Source organism: Haemophilus sp. HMSC061E01 (genome assembly GCF_001810345.1).
Lineage (GTDB): Bacteria > Pseudomonadota > Gammaproteobacteria > Enterobacterales > Pasteurellaceae > Haemophilus_D.
Genome location: NZ_KV801015.1, coordinates 16,220 through 31,584 on the forward strand (window position 1 = coordinate 16,220; position 15,365 = coordinate 31,584).

Sequence of the window (15,365 nt, forward strand, 5' to 3'; positions counted from 1 at the left end):
AATTTTAACCGCACTTTTTTATTTATTATTTTGTCGCTGCTTTCATATTGCGAACAAACTCGGCGAGTTCAGACAAGCATTGAGCCTGATTATCTAAGTTTCGCTCAATGATTTTTACTGTCGCGGACCCTGAAATTGCGCCTGCTGCACCCAGTTGAAGGGCTTCTTTCACTTGAGCAGGTTGAGCAATACCAAAACCTTGTAGAATTGGTGGAGCCTTGTGGGCTTTAAGTTGTTCTATAAGTGTATCTAAGTTTGCGGCATGAGCTTGATTCTCTGCACTTGTTACACCTGAACGAGAAACTAAATAGGTATAGCCTTCGCTGTTTTCAGCAACGCCTTGTACCGTTTTGGCATCAGCATTTGGTGGGCAGATAAAGACAGGTTGAATGCCATGCTTTTTAGCAGCTTGAACATAGTCTTCTTTAGCCAATAGTGGAATATCTGCCACTAAAACCGCATCTACGCCGACCTCTGCACAACGTTGATAGAAATTATCTAAGCCTTTCGCAAAAATTAAATTCGCACAAAGGAGTAAGCTAATCGGAATTTCTGGATATTTTGACCGCACTTTAGCGAGTAACTTAAAGCTGTCTTCAGTGCTATGGCCAGCATTGAGTGCACGGTTATTAGCCGCTTGGATAACAGGACCGTCTAATAACGGATCAGAAAATGGGAAGCCGAGTTCTAAAGCATCTGCGCCATTTTCGACTAATGTGCAAATAATCTCAAAAGAGCGATCAAATGTTGGATCGCATAATGTCACGAAAGGTACAAAAGCCCCTTCTTTTTTCGCTGCAAGTTCTGCAAATTTAGTTTCAAAACGGCTCATTATTGCATTCCTTTTTCTTTTAAAATTTTATCAACGGTGAAAATATCTTTATCACCACGACCAGAGAGATTCACCACTAAAATTTGTTCTTTATTCGGTTCTTGATGAATCATTTTTAATGCGTGTGCTAATGCATGGGAACTTTCCAATGCAGGAATAATCCCTTCATGTTTCGCTAATTCTTGGAAAGCGTTTAACGCTTCATCATCTGTAATGCTTGGGTATTCGGCACGACCAATGCTTTGTAAGTAAGCATGTTGAGGTCCTACAGAAGGGAAGTCTAATCCAGCTGAAATAGAGTAGGATTCTTCTACTTGACCATCTTCAGTTTGCATTAATGGTGATTTCATACCGAAATAAATACCGATTTTTGCATGGCCTAATGGTGCACCATGTTCACCACTTTCAATGCCGTGACCAGCGGGTTCCACACCAATTAAGCGTACACCTTTTTCATCAATAAAATCAGTAAACATACCAATTGCATTCGAACCACCACCGACTGCAGCAATGACAGCATCCGGTAGGCGACCTTCTTTTTCTAAGATTTGACGTTTGGTTTCTTCACCAATCATTTTTTGGAATTCACGTACAATGGTTGGGAATGGATGAGGGCCTGCCGCTGTACCCAATAAATAATGGGTATTTTCATAATTAGCTGACCAATCACGCATTGCTTCACAACACGCATCTTTTAATGAGCAAGAACCTTTTTGTACAGGAATTACTTCTGCCCCCATCAAACGCATACGGAAGACGTTTGGTGATTGGCGTTCCACGTCTTTAGCCCCCATGTAAACACGGCAAGGCATATCTAACATTGCACAAGCAAGGGCTGTCGCAACACCATGTTGGCCCGCACCGGTTTCGGCGATAATGCGTGTTTTACCCATGCGTTTTGCCAATAAAATTTGACCTAATACTTGGTTGGTTTTATGGGCACCACCGTGAAGTAAATCTTCACGTTTTAAATAAATTTTTGCTTTTGTCCCTTTGGTTAAATTACGGCAAAGGGTAAGTGCGGTTGGTCTGCCCGCATAATTTTTAAGTAAATCTTGAAATTCACGTTGGAATTCAGGATCGTCTTTTGCTTCAACAAAGGCTTTTTCTAGCTGTTGTAGTACCGGTATGAGAATTTCCGGTACATACATTCCGCCAAATTCACCGAAATAAGGATTTAAAAGGGTTTCTGACATAATATTTCCTTGTTATTTTTGAATTCTTGCGACATTAAGTGGTGCAAAGGTTTGTGCAGTAGGCATCACTTCAATGCGATTAATATTGACATGTTCAGGTTGTTGATTGAGCCATAGAACAATATTAGCAATATCTTGTGGACTGACATATTCTACATTTTCATAGAGTTTTTTAGCTCGGGCATCATCACCTTTAAAGCGGATATTAGAAAATTCAGTTCCACCACAAAGACCGGGTTCAACATTGGACACGCGAATTTGTGTACCAGCAAGATCGGCTCGAAGATTTAAACTAAATTGTTTAATAAAAGCTTTAGTGCCGCCGTATACATTGCCACCTGGATAAGGATAAGTACCTGCAATTGAGCCTAAATTAATAACATGACCTGAATTACGTTCTACCATTTGTGGTAACACAAGACGAGTGATGGTGACGAGCCCTTTAATATTTTGGTATCAATCATTTGCATCCAATCATCTAAACTCGCTTTATCTGCACTTTCTAAGCCTAATCCTAAACCTGCATTATTCACCAATAAATCAATGGATTGCCAATTAGCGGGAAGGGAATGGAAAGCATCTTCTGTTGCCTGGCGATCTGAAATATCAAAGGCAAGAAAGTGGAAGTTTTCACCTAATTCTTGTTGTAATTGTTCTAAACGAGTTACGCGGCGCCCTGTGCCAATTACACGATAACCATTTTCAATGAGGGTGCGACAAATTGCCGCACCAAATCCGGCAGTTGCGCCGGTTACTAACGCTGTTCTTTGCATAATACTTCCCCTTAGCAATCAGATTAATTTGACAAAATCTTCTTAAAAACTGACCGCACTTTTTCGCTATCTTTCACGCCAGCGGCAGTTTCTACACCAGAATTGAGATCAACCCCTAAGCAACCTTGCTTAATGGCTTGTTCAATATTGTCAGGTGAAATGCCACCAGCCAAAATAATTTTGTGTTTTAAGTTTTCAGGAATGAGTGACCAATTAAAGGTTTTTCCTGTACCACCTTGTTGATTAGCTGATTGGCTATCGAAAATATAGCGTGCGATATTTAAATCATCCGTACAATCAACCGCACTTTGTGCTTCAGTATCTATTGAAATAGCTTTCCAAATTTGTATTTCAGGCAGTTGGTGACGAAGTGCGGTAATAAATTCAGCGGTTTCTGAACCATGTAGCTGAACGGCATAAAGCTGCAATTGTTTAGCGATTTTTACAATAAAATCAATTTCTTGATTCTGGAATATGCCCACAAAACGAAGTGGTGATGCTGTCACTAATTCTTGGGCTTGACGTAGGCTCACACAGCGTTTTGAATATTCGACGAAAATTAAGCCGCCGTATAATGCTCCGTTTGCGTAAACCTCTTTGACATCTTGCGTGCGAGTTAAACCGCATACTTTATTTTCTCCAAAAATCACTTCACGCACAGCATTATTTAAATCAGCACTGCCCATTAGGCTGCTGCCGATTAAAAAGCCATGTGCCACTTTTTGCAAATCACGAATTTGACTGTGATTATAAATCCCTGATTCGCTGATAATACGTGCATCAGCGGGGATACGATCGGCATATTTTTGTGTAAGTTCTACTACGCGGTTTAAATCAACGGTGAGATCGTGAAGATTACGATTGTTGACTCCGATAATTTTTGCACCTAAAGCAAGCGCGCGTTCAAACTCTTCCTCGTTACTGGTTTCTGTTAATACGCCCATACCGAGAGAATGTGCAAGATCAGCCAGTACGCGATAGGTTTCATCATTCACCACTGAAAGCATCAATAAAATAGCATCAGCTTGATAGTAGCGCGCAAGATACACCTGATATTCGCTAATCATAAAATCCTTGCACAATACAGGTTGTGAGACAACGTCACGTACTTGCGGCAAATATTCAAATTTACCTTGAAAGTATTTCTCATCCGTTAGCACAGAGACAGCTGACGCATAATGTTTATACACATTGGCGATTTCTTCTAAGTTAAATTCACCACGAATCAATCCCTTAGATGGCGATGCTTTCTTACATTCCAAAATATAAGCAGGCTTTTGATGTGTGCCTTTAGCCAACGCATCATAAAAAGAGCGGTCAGATTTTTGAATGTTTTCTTTAAATTGTGAAAGCGGAAATTCGGCTTCCTTCGCTTTAACCCATTGGGCTTTGTCTAAGACGATTTTTTGTAGCACCGTAGCAGAGTCAATTGGTTTAGTGAAATCTTGCGTGATCATAATCTTTTTTCTTATTGTGGCTTATCAAATCAGCCTTTATCTTAATACTTTGTTAAGTGTTGTAATGTTTCAAACGCTTTGCCTGATGCAAGATGAGCCAACACATGTTGAACATTTTGTTTTAAGTCATCATGACCAAATAATTTCAGCAATAATGCCACATTCGCCGCTACCGCATTAGCGTGTTCCGCTTTACCTTTGCCTTGTAAAAGTGCGGTCAGATATTGAGCATTTTCTTGCGGTTCGCCACCACGTAAACTTTCTAAAGATTGTGTTTTTAAACCAAAATCTTCTGGTGTTAAGGTGAAGTAGTCAATTTTACCGTTTTTAATTTCAGCCACTTGAGTTTCACCATGTACCGCGACTTCATCAAGACCCGCACCATGCACAACAAAAGTATGTTGATGACCTAATGCAACAGCAGTTTCTGCATAGGTTTTCACTAATTCAGGGGCATACACGCCAAGCAAATGATAAGTTGGGCGAGCTGGATTGATTAATGGACCTAAAATATTAAAAAGCGTACGTGTTTTTAATGCGGCACGAACAGGGGCGACATGTTTAAACCCACTGTGATATTGTTGAGCAAATAAGAAACATACCCCAATATCATCAAGTGCTTGACGAGCTTGTTCTGGCGTGACATTGACATTCACCCCGAGAGCAGTTAATACATCACTGGCACCTGATTTGCTTGATACGCTACGGTTGCCGTGTTTGGCTACTTTGGCTCCCATAGAGGCTGCAACAATAGCACTCGCCGTAGAAATATTAATTGTGTTTTGACCATCACCGCCAGTACCCACAATATCCGCAAAAGGGTAGTCAGGGCGAGGGAATGATTTGGCATTTTGCAAAGACGCAGATACCGCACCACTTAATTCATCAATAGTGGCACCACGTACTTTTAATGCAATCAGCATGGCAGCGATTTGTTCGTTATTGAGCTCGCCTTGCATAATGGCATTAAAAATGACCGCACTTTCTTCTTTATTAAGTGTTTTTCCACTGTAAAGTTGTTCTAATAATTGAGCCGTTTGCATAATCAATCTTCCTTATACGTTAAGATCATAGACTAAGTCTCGAGCTTCATCACCTGTCATACCACGGAAGCCCCAGCAATGAGCAGGCTGTTCCTTAATGGTGATTTCTACATCATAGGATTTAATACCGATTTTGTATTCTAATTCGCTAAATAGCATTTTGATCAAACGTTTTTTAGTCCCTTCTAAACGTCCCTGCATAAGATTAATTTCGATTGCGATATAGTTTTCGCTACGATCTTCTGGATAGAAAAAATCTTCTTTATCCAAACACTCGAATCGAATGGTATGCTTGCCATGCGGAATATCCAAGCCTAAATTAAGACTGTCATAAATAGCCTTGGCAATAGCTTTACGACGTGGGGTAAGGGTTTCTTTTAATCCATATACGGTAATCATTTTTTTCTTCCTTAATCTCTGTTTAATAACCATTCCACAGATTGTTGTAATAATTTCGAACCTTGCACAGTAAGAATGCTTTCTGGATGGAATTGGAAAGCACAAATTGGCAAGGTTTTATGTCGAATTGCCATCACGATACCATTGTAATCGGCATTGACAATAAATTCGTCAGGCAGATTTTTACCCATTAAAGAGTGATAACGTGCCACAGGCATTGGGTTGGCAATATCTTTAAACATGGCTTGGTTATCGTGTTGAATGCGCGATACTTTACCATGTAATACTTCGCCTGCATGTACAACCTCTCCACCAAAGGCTTGAATAAGCGCTTGATGGCCTAAGCAAATCCCAATAATTGGCACATCATTTTTTAAACGTTCAATGAGTGGGAGTAAGATCCCAGCTTCTGCCGGGGTACCTGGTCCTGGAGAAAGCGCAAGAATTGTATCGGGTGTATTTAATGCCTCTTGCACCACCTGTTCTAAATTGGTGTCATTACGATAAATTTTTACGTTATTCCCAAGCACACGGAATTGATCCACTAAGTTATAAGTGAATGAATCAAAATTATCTAAAAAGAGAATATTAGCCATAATTTATCGTCCTTATTTTGCTTGGGTATTGATTTGTTTGATTGCTTTAAGCACTGCAGCCGCTTTATGGCGAGTTTCATCCGCTTCCATTTGAGGATCAGAATCTAATACTTCACCACAACCTGCTTGAATATGGGCAATGTCATTTTGTACAAAGGCAGAACGAATCACGATACAGGTATCAAAACGGCCGTCAGAGGTGAGATAACCGACCGCACCACCGTAGCTGTGGCGTTTTTGCTGTTCAAATTGATAAATTAACTGCATGGCTTTAATTTTAGGCGCACCAGTTAACGTCCCCATATTCATACAAGCTTGATAAGCGTGTAAGGCATCAAGTTCAGGACGAAGTTTACCCACCACGCGAGAAACCAAATGCATGATGTGAGAATAGCGATCCACTTGCATTAATTCGGCGACTTTACGTGTACCGCTTTGGCAAACACGAGCAATGTCATTACGGGCTAAATCCACCAACATTAAATGTTCAGCTTGTTCTTTATGATCAAGACGTAATTCTAATTCCAAGCGTGCATCCAATTCTGGGTCAATATTACCATGCGCATCAAAACCACGTGGGCGAGAACCTGCAATTGGGTAAATTTCTAATTGGCGATTGTCTGGCGCATATTTCAACGCACTTTCAGGTGATGCACCGAATAAAATGAAATCCTCATCGTTCATGTAGAACATATAAGGGCTTGGATTGTTATGTTTTAATTGTGCATAGCTCGCAAGGGTATTCGGGCAAGTTAATGAAAAACGGCGGGATGGCACGATTTGGAACACATCACCAATATTAATGTGATGTTTTAACGCTTTAACGATACCTGTAAATTCAGGATCTTCAAAGTTGGTACTGACCTCATCACTTGCTGCTTTAATGGAAAGTACGCCATCAATATTTTTTAATTTTTGTGCAATAGAAAGTGCCGTTTTCGCGACTTCCACTTGTTCTTCTTGACTAAAACAGAAGCTTTTTAATGTGGCTTGTTGGCTTTGGTGATCGATGGTAATTAAGTTTTCCGCGAGATAGAAACTGTAATCCGGGCAGTGAATACCATCATCTTTTAATTCAACACCTTGCATTGGAATAAAATTTGCCACCAAATCATAAGCAAATAAACCACCTAAAAAGACTGGCGTACTGCTATGTTGATAATGGTTAGAAATGACACGAAGACCATCAAAGATTGTTGCAGCTTGTAATTTACTGTCTTCATCTAATTGATTATCGAGTGGCGCAAATTGTACAGAAAATTCATTGTCAAAATTGACCGCACTTACGGTACCAAGTTGGCTTAATACGGGATGAATTTCTTTTAACACTTGTTTACCGTTCGCATTTAGCGCTCTAAAAGTCACTTGATTGCCTAAGCAAGTAATTTTAACGGCCGCATTAATTAGAATAAGACTTTGTAAGCTATTTTTACTACCAATTTCGGCAGAGTCGAGGAGAAGAGAATTTGAGTTCTGTTTGCAAAGTGTATTAAAAATTGCGGTGGTGTCGGCATGATAGGGAACCGGTTGAGAGGTCACCGCAATAAAAGGGGTATTTTTCATAATCAATCCTGTGTTCTGAACTTTCGCACTATTAAACTAGTACATAGAGCATAAGTCAAGAAAATAATCAAAAAATTGGCGTGATTTTACAATATTTTTTTAATTTTTAACCAAAGATATCAAAAATAGAGAAAGTTGATTAGAAAAAAGCCATTTCGAGGCATCTCTCAAAATGGCTTAATAGAAGAGGTTGATTCAGTGATTAGAGAGAAGCAACGATCTCATCAATTTTATTTCTTGCTGAACGTTGTGCTTTTTCAATTGCCTCTGCACCTAATCCAATACCTTTTGCATAAGCAAACTGAACGTCGGTAATGCCAACAAAACCTAAAATCGCTTTTAAGTAATTCGTCACATTGTTGTTTTCATCATACATGCCACCAAAACTTGCTAATACAATTGCTTTTTTGCCCTGAAGTAAACCTTCTGGACCATTTGCTGTGTATTGGAAAGTCACACGAGGGCGAGCGATAAAATCAAAATAAGATTTAAGTTGTGTTGGGATGCCTAAGTTATACATTGGCGCCCCAATGACGATGATATCCGCAGCCTTTAATTCAGCGACTAATTCATCTGATAGCGCTAAAAGTGCATTTTCTTCCGTTGTTTTAGGCTCGCCACGTACCGCAGTTGCTGCCGTTGTATCAAAATGGGGAAGGGGTTGCGCCGCTAAATCACGTACCACAATGTTGTGGTCTTTTAATTTTTCAATGGTGTAATCGGCTAATTTATTGCTTTGAGAGTTATCTGCAAGGATGCTTGATTTTAATACTAATACGTTCATAGAGTTTCCTTTAATTTGTGTTTATCAAAAGTGCGGTCATTTTATCGGAAATTTTGAATAGATAAAGTCTCTATCAGGAAAATCATTGTTTACTCATTGGAAAGAATTCACCTAGATATTAACAAGTGTGGTGGAAAGTGCTAAAATTCTCCGCCGCACTTGGTTTGCTCAATAGTGGGAGTGAATGAAAGTGCGGTTTGTTTTTAATTATTATTTGCATGTTGCCTTTCGTATGGGCGACCACTGTATAAGGAAAAATTATGCCTATTATTACTTTACCGGACGGTTCTAAACGTGAATTTGATCGTCCAGTTTCTGTGTTAGAAGTGGCTCAAGATATCGGAGCCGGTCTTGCCAAAGCAACCATTGCGGGCCGTGTAAACGGCGTACGTCATGATGCCTGTGACATCATTAATGAAGATGCCAACCTTGAAATTATTACAGCAAAAGATGAAGACGGTTTAGAAATTATTCGTCACTCTTGCGTACACTTGCTTGGTCACGCCATCAAACAATTATTCCCAGATGTCAAAATGGCAATTGGTCCAACGATTGAAAATGGCTTCTATTATGACGTGGATCTAGACCGTTCTTTAACGCAAGAAGACATTGATGCTATTGAAAAACGTATGCTTGAATTGGCGAAAACCAATTATGACGTAATTAAAACTCCGGTAAGCTGGCAAGAAGCAAGAGATACTTTTGAAAAACGTGGTGAGCCATACAAAATGGCAATCTTAGATGAAAACATCGAACGCACTGCGACTCCTGCGCTTTATCATCACGAAGAATACATTGATATGTGTCGTGGACCACATGTGCCAAATATGCGTTTTTGCCACAACTTTAAATTAATGAAAGTTGCAGGTGCTTACTGGCGTGGTGATAGCAAAAATAAAATGTTACAACGTATCTATGGTACGGCTTGGGCTGATAAAAAACAATTAGCGGAATACTTAACTCGCTTAGAAGAAGCAGCAAAACGTGACCACCGTAAAATCGGTAAAGCGTTAGACTTATACCATATGCAAGAAGAAGCACCGGGTATGGTGTTCTGGCATAACGATGGTTGGACAATTTTCCGCGAATTAGAAACCTTCGTACGTACGAAATTAAAAGAATACGATTATCAAGAAGTGAAAGGTCCATTTATGATGGACCGTGTGTTATGGGAAAAAACAGGTCACTGGCAAAATTACGGCGATTTGATGTTTACTACACAATCAGAAAACCGTGAATATGCGATTAAACCAATGAACTGCCCAGGACACGTTCAAATCTTTAACCAAGGTTTAAAATCTTACCGTGATTTACCAATCCGCATGGCGGAATTTGGTTCTTGTCACCGTAATGAACCATCAGGTTCTTTACACGGTTTAATGCGTGTACGTGGCTTCACTCAAGATGATGCACACATTTTCTGTACTGAAGACCAAATTGAAAGTGAAGTAACCAGCTGTATCAAAATGGTTTATGACATTTACAGCACTTTCGGTTTCCAAAATATTCAGGTGAAATTATCTACTCGTCCTGAAAAACGTATCGGTGCAGATGATATGTGGGATCGCGCAGAAGCAGGTCTTGCGGCAGCATTAGCGCATAACGGTCTTGAATATGAAATTCAAGAAGGTGAAGGGGCATTCTACGGTCCGAAAATTGAGTTTGCATTACGTGACTGTTTAGATCGTGAATGGCAATGCGGTACTATCCAATTAGACTTTGCATTACCTGGTCGTTTAAATGCATCTTATGTAGCTGAAGACAATGACCGTCGTACACCGGTTATGATTCACCGGGCGATTTTAGGTTCGATTGAACGTTTCATCGGTATCATTACTGAAGAGTATGCGGGTTTCTTCCCAGCATGGTTAGCACCAGTACAAGCGGTTGTGATGAATATTACAGACAGCCAAGCGGATTACGTGCAAAAAGTAGTAAAACAACTTTCTGATGCTGGATTACGTGTTAAAGCAGATTTACGTAATGAGAAAGTCGGCTTCAAGATCCGCGAACATACCTTACGTCGCGTGCCTTATATGCTCGTTTGCGGTGATAAAGAAATCGCAGAAGGCAAAGTGGCTGTACGTACCCGTAAAGGTGCAGATTTAGGTACTTTCACGATTGAAGAATTTGCTGAAATCTTAAAATCTCAAGTAAGACAACGTGAGTTGAAATTGTTGGGTGAAGAGTAATTAATTCTTTAAAATCTTAATTAAAAATGACCGCACTTTGAGGTGCGGTTTTTTTATATTCACGGTATAAAAATAAACTCAAGTCTCTCTTTCTTCTATATAATAGCCTTATCACAAGGAGGCGAATATGACAGCTCAAATTCAGCAATTAACACCAGAATTAACGTTAGAACGTATCAATGAAATTCCTGTTTTAACTTTAAATCACTCAGTAGGTTCTGCCCGAATTGCATTACAAGGGGCGCAGCTATTAAATTGGCAGCCTAAAGGGGCAGAGCAGGATATTTTTTGGTTAAGTGAGATTGAACCTTTCACACAAGGTGTGGCAATTCGTGGCGGTGTACCGCTTTGTTACCCTTGGTTTGGAGGTGTTAAACAGCCTTCACACGGTACAGCTCGTCTACGTTTGTGGCAATTAAGTGATTATGATCTCCAAGCGAATAAAGTGCGGTTAGAATTTTCACTGTTTTCTGGATATGGTGTGATTGAAGCCAAAATGAAAATGGAATTTACCGATAAATGCACAATGACTTTAACGCATTTAGGGCAAGAACCTGCTCAAGCCGCATTGCACAGCTATTTTAATATCGGTGATATTTCACAAATTGAAGTCCAAAATTTACCAAACCGTTGTTATGACTCATTACAAGGTAAATATACAGAAGTACCTGCAACTCGCAGAATTGAACAGGGCGTAGATTGTATTTATTCATTAGAAGAAAATAAAACATTGTTGGTGGATAAAACATTTAATCGACGTATTCAAATTACCCATCATCATGCAGATTCAATTGTTCTATGGAATCCTTGGGAGAAAACACCAAGTGCGATGCAACCAGAAGGATATAGAACAATGGTATGTATTGAAACCGCAAGATTAGAAAAATTGCTTCAATTTGGAGAGAGCATTTCAGCTGAAATAAGTGCTTTAACCACTGATATTTAAAGGAATAGAAATCCTTGTTGCATAAACGTAGCAAATACTATAAAATTTTGCCCGTTTTTTGTTTGTTTTTATAGCAAATGATTTAATAAATCTTCTGTTTGAAGACAGTAGGTTTTTTCTTAAATAAATAGAAGGAATAACATTATCAAAACCGTAAAAAAAGCTCCGGCAGCTAACCGCCCGAATCGCATTAACGATGAAATTCGAGTAAAAGAAGTTCGTTTGATTGACCAAGATGGTGAACAAGCGGGGATTGTATCAATTCAACAGGCCTTAGAGATGGCAGAACAAGCAGCGCTTGATTTAGTTGAGATCAGTCCGAATGCCGAACCACCGGTTTGTCGTATTATGAACTACGGCAAGTTCCTCTATGAAAAGAGTAAAACTGCAAAAGAACAGAAGAAAAAACAAAAAGTCGTACAAGTGAAGGAAATTAAATTCCGTCCAGGTACAGACGAAGGTGACTACCAAGTTAAATTACGTAGCTTAATTCGTTTCTTAGAAGATGGTGATAAAGCGAAAATTACCGTACGTTTCCGCGGTCGTGAAATGGCTCACCAAGATATCGGTTTAGACGTATTAGAACGCGTTAAAAACGATTTGGCTGACATTTCAGTAGTGGAATCTGCACCGGGTAAATTAGAAGGTCGCCAAGCGGTAATGGTGTTAGCACCTAAGAAAAAATAATTTTTTATTTAGATTTGATCTAGATAATAGAATTTTCACTTCGGTGAGAATACAACTGCACATTGGGCAAACTACGCAGCCTAATTGCTTTTGGAGAAGGGCAATTCAATTTGCCATATTGGAATAATTAGTGCCTACAAGTAATCTTCGGATTCGCCTAATTATGTGTTTAACTTAAAATGCGGAGTTTTTTAACAATGCCTAAAATTAAAACAGTACGTGGTGCTGCTAAGCGTTTCAAAAAAACAGCTTCTGGCGGTTTCAAACGTAAACAATCTCACTTACGTCATATTTTGACTAAAAAGACAACTAAACGTAAACGTCATTTACGTCATAAATCAATGGTTGCGAAAGCAGACCAAGTTTTAGTAGTAGCTTGCTTACCATACGCATAAGCCGTTATTTAAGCAAAACGTACGATTAGTTAAATTAGTTAAAAATATTACATAGGAGATTAAATAATGGCTCGTGTAAAACGTGGTGTTATTGCAAGAGCACGCCATAAGAAAGTTCTTAAGGCTGCTAAAGGTTATTATGGTGCACGTTCACGCGTGTATCGCGTTGCTTTCCAAGCGGTGATCAAAGCTGGTCAATACGCATATCGTGACCGTCGTCAACGTAAACGTCAATTCCGTCAATTATGGATTGCTCGTATCAACGCTGCGGCTCGTCAAAATGGTTTATCTTACAGTAAATTTATCAACGGCTTGAAAAAAGCGTCAGTTGAAATCGACCGTAAGATCCTTGCTGATATCGCTGTATTCGACAAAGTAGCGTTCGCTGCATTAGTTGAAAAAGCAAAATCTGCACTTTAATTTTTTTAAAGTTTAGATTCAAAAATTAGGACGCTGAAAAGCGTCCTTTTTTATTACTTCTAAAAAAGAAAAAACCGCTACTCAAAACTTGAATAGCGGGGAGGTCTTAATTTATAAGAAACTTCAAAAAGATAACTGCAATATGCAGTGCACTAGCAATGTATCAGACTGTGTGTTTTTGAAATAGTTCGATATTTTTGAAAAAATTTTTAAAAATATCAAAATTAAACCAAAATGAACGAATTTAGCCCTTTATAAAGGCAATAATTTGCTCTTCAATCCCTTTTTCATCTAATTTAATTTCAGCAAGGGCTTCTTGTTGTGTTCCTTGCGGAATAAAGATATCAGGTAAACCAAGTTGTAAAAGTGCGGTTGTTTTTCCATGAGAATTTAGCACTTCTGAAACAGCAGAGCCTGCACCACCTTGAATCGCATTTTCTTCCAATGTCACAATGACGTCATGAGTATTCGCCACTTCTAGAATACGAGCTTCATCAATTGGTTTCACAAAGCGCATATCGACAACAGTCGCATTGAGTTTTTCTGCTACAGATAAAGCAGCAGGTAAGAGTGTGCCAAAATTCAGAATCGCGATTTTTTCACCCTGGCGAACCATTTTGGAACGGCCAATTTCTAATTCAGCAAGTGGGGTTAATTCTACGCCGATTGCATTTCCACGTGGATAACGTACCGCAGCAGGTTTACCACATTTATAACCGGTGTAAAGCATTTGACGACATTCGTTTTCATCACTTGGTGTCATGATGATCATATTCGGAATGCAACGCATAAAACTTAAATCAAACGCACCTTGGTGAGTTTGACCATCAGCACCTACAATACCAGCTCGGTCAATGGCAAAAAGAACTGGTAAGTTTTGAATGGCGACATCGTGAATAAGCTGATCATAAGCACGTTGTAAGAAGGTAGAATAAATTGCCACGACCGGTTTATAACCGCCAATTGCAAGGCCTGCCGCAAAGGTGACAGCATGTTGTTCGGCGATGGCCACATCAAAATATTGTTGCGGGAATCGTTCTGAAAACTCTACCATGCCAGAACCTTCACGCATTGCAGGTGTAATACCGACTAATTTATCGTCTTGTTCCGCCATTTCACATAACCAATCACCAAAGATTTTTGAATAGGTTGGTTTGGTATTTGATTTAGGAAGTTGGCCGCTTGTTGGGTCAAATTTTGGTACGCCATGGAAACCAATTGGGTCTTTTTCTGCAGGCTCGTAACCTTTTCCTTTTTTAGTTTTGATGTGTAAGAATTGCGGTCCTTTGAGATCGCGCATATTGCTTAAAGTAGCAATTAATTCATCAATATTATGCCCGTCAATTGGCCCGATATAGTTAAAACCGAGTTCTTCAAAAAGCGTACTTTCTGGCGAGAACATTACACCTTTCATGTGCTCTTCGGTTTTCTTCATAAAGTTTTTAACAGTCGGTACTTTATCTAAGATTTTTTTACTGCCATCACGAACGGTTGAATACAATGAACCAGAGAAAATACGGGCAAGGTGATTATTCAATGCACCGACATTTTCAGAAATCGACATTTCATTGTCATTTAAAATGACCAACATATCAGTATGCAAAGAACCCGCATGGTTTAAGGCTTCAAATGCCATACCCGCAGTGATTGCACCATCACCAATTACACAAACGGTTTTACGACCCGCATTTTCACGTTCTGCCGCAACTGCAATACCTAGTCCTGCACTAATTGACGTGGAAGAGTGTCCAACACTTAATACATCAAACTCACTTTCTTCACGCCAAGGAAAAGGATGAATTCCGCCTTTTTGGCGAATGGTGGACATTTGATCACGACGACCCGTCAAAATTTTGTGTGGATAAGCTTGATGACCCACATCCCAAATTAATTGATCAAAAGGAGTTTTGAAAATGTAGTGTAGTGCAACCGTCAATTCAACGGTACCAAGACCAGATGCCAAATGGCCGCTGGTTTGACTAACGGATTCCAACAGATAACTCCGTAACTCCTGACAAAGTTGCGGAAGCTGATCTTTATTTAAAAGACGCAAATCTTCCGGCGAATTAATTAAGGATAAAA

At 39.5% G+C, this 15,365-nt stretch carries 14 protein-coding genes and 1 pseudogene; 5 read left to right on the forward strand and 10 right to left on the reverse strand.

Annotated features, from left to right (window positions below; genetic code table 11):
• Positions 1 to 25: 25 nt before the first annotated feature.
• The 9 genes and pseudogenes from trpA to HMPREF2732_RS06050 form a co-directional block, all read right to left on the reverse strand.
• Entirely contained in the window at positions 26 to 832 is an 807-nt protein-coding gene (gene trpA, locus HMPREF2732_RS06010) for a tryptophan synthase subunit alpha (protein ID WP_049383973.1), read from the reverse strand.
• Positions 832 to 2,028 (reverse strand): tryptophan synthase subunit beta, encoded by a 1,197-nt coding sequence (gene trpB, locus HMPREF2732_RS06015; RefSeq protein WP_070592010.1) that lies wholly within the window; start codon positions 2,026 to 2,028, stop codon positions 832 to 834. The genes trpA and trpB overlap by 1 nt, the downstream gene beginning before the upstream one ends.
• A gap of 12 nt (positions 2,029 to 2,040) precedes the next feature.
• Positions 2,041 to 2,801: pseudogene (locus HMPREF2732_RS06020) on the reverse strand (SDR family oxidoreductase).
• 23 nt (positions 2,802 to 2,824) lie between these two features.
• Complete coding sequence (gene trpCF / locus HMPREF2732_RS06025; RefSeq protein ID WP_070592012.1) at positions 2,825 to 4,258, reverse strand: bifunctional indole-3-glycerol-phosphate synthase TrpC/phosphoribosylanthranilate isomerase TrpF; 1,434 nt, start codon at positions 4,256 to 4,258, stop codon at positions 2,825 to 2,827.
• A gap of 41 nt (positions 4,259 to 4,299) precedes the next feature.
• On the reverse strand, positions 4,300 to 5,301 hold the full coding sequence (gene trpD, locus HMPREF2732_RS06030) for an anthranilate phosphoribosyltransferase (RefSeq protein ID WP_070592014.1): 1,002 nt from the start codon (positions 5,299 to 5,301) through the stop codon (positions 4,300 to 4,302).
• Positions 5,302 to 5,313: 12 nt separating this feature from the next.
• Positions 5,314 to 5,700, reverse strand: a complete 387-nt coding sequence (locus HMPREF2732_RS06035) for a tautomerase family protein (RefSeq protein WP_049380813.1) — start codon at positions 5,698 to 5,700, stop codon at positions 5,314 to 5,316.
• An 11-nt stretch (positions 5,701 to 5,711) separates the two neighbouring features.
• Entirely contained in the window at positions 5,712 to 6,296 is a 585-nt protein-coding gene (locus HMPREF2732_RS06040) for an aminodeoxychorismate/anthranilate synthase component II (protein WP_065285236.1), read from the reverse strand.
• Positions 6,297 to 6,308: 12 nt separating this feature from the next.
• Positions 6,309 to 7,859 carry an anthranilate synthase component I gene (trpE, locus tag HMPREF2732_RS06045; protein WP_070592016.1) on the reverse strand — a complete coding sequence of 517 codons (1,551 nt, stop codon included), beginning with the start codon at positions 7,857 to 7,859 and terminating at the stop codon, positions 6,309 to 6,311.
• A 202-nt stretch (positions 7,860 to 8,061) separates the two neighbouring features.
• Entirely contained in the window at positions 8,062 to 8,643 is a 582-nt protein-coding gene (locus HMPREF2732_RS06050; protein WP_070592018.1) for an FMN-dependent NADH-azoreductase, read from the reverse strand.
• Between the two features lie 260 nt (positions 8,644 to 8,903).
• Between HMPREF2732_RS06050 and thrS the strand changes: the two genes are divergently transcribed.
• The 5 genes from thrS to rplT all read left to right on the forward strand — a co-directional run bounded on the left by thrS (position 8,904) and on the right by rplT (position 13,283).
• Positions 8,904 to 10,835, forward strand: coding sequence for a threonine--tRNA ligase (gene thrS, locus HMPREF2732_RS06055; RefSeq protein WP_070592020.1), 1,932 nt, complete (start codon positions 8,904 to 8,906; stop codon positions 10,833 to 10,835).
• Positions 10,836 to 10,962: 127 nt separating this feature from the next.
• The gene (locus HMPREF2732_RS06060) at positions 10,963 to 11,781 is read left to right on the forward strand and encodes a D-hexose-6-phosphate mutarotase (RefSeq protein WP_070592023.1); all 819 of its coding nucleotides are present in this window, start codon (positions 10,963 to 10,965) and stop codon (positions 11,779 to 11,781) included.
• A gap of 144 nt (positions 11,782 to 11,925) precedes the next feature.
• Entirely contained in the window at positions 11,926 to 12,468 is a 543-nt protein-coding gene (gene infC, locus HMPREF2732_RS06065) for a translation initiation factor IF-3 (RefSeq protein WP_075875453.1), read from the forward strand.
• Between the two features lie 197 nt (positions 12,469 to 12,665).
• Positions 12,666 to 12,863, forward strand: a complete 198-nt coding sequence (gene rpmI / locus HMPREF2732_RS06070) for a 50S ribosomal protein L35 (protein WP_005596065.1) — start codon at positions 12,666 to 12,668, stop codon at positions 12,861 to 12,863.
• Positions 12,864 to 12,929: 66 nt separating this feature from the next.
• Positions 12,930 to 13,283 (forward strand): 50S ribosomal protein L20, encoded by a 354-nt coding sequence (gene rplT, locus HMPREF2732_RS06075; protein WP_005596075.1) that lies wholly within the window; start codon positions 12,930 to 12,932, stop codon positions 13,281 to 13,283.
• Between the two features lie 244 nt (positions 13,284 to 13,527).
• Here the strand turns inward: rplT and dxs are convergent.
• Positions 13,528 to 15,365 (reverse strand): 1-deoxy-D-xylulose-5-phosphate synthase (gene dxs, locus HMPREF2732_RS06080; protein WP_070592027.1); only part of this gene is annotated, 1,838 nt, incomplete at its 5' end.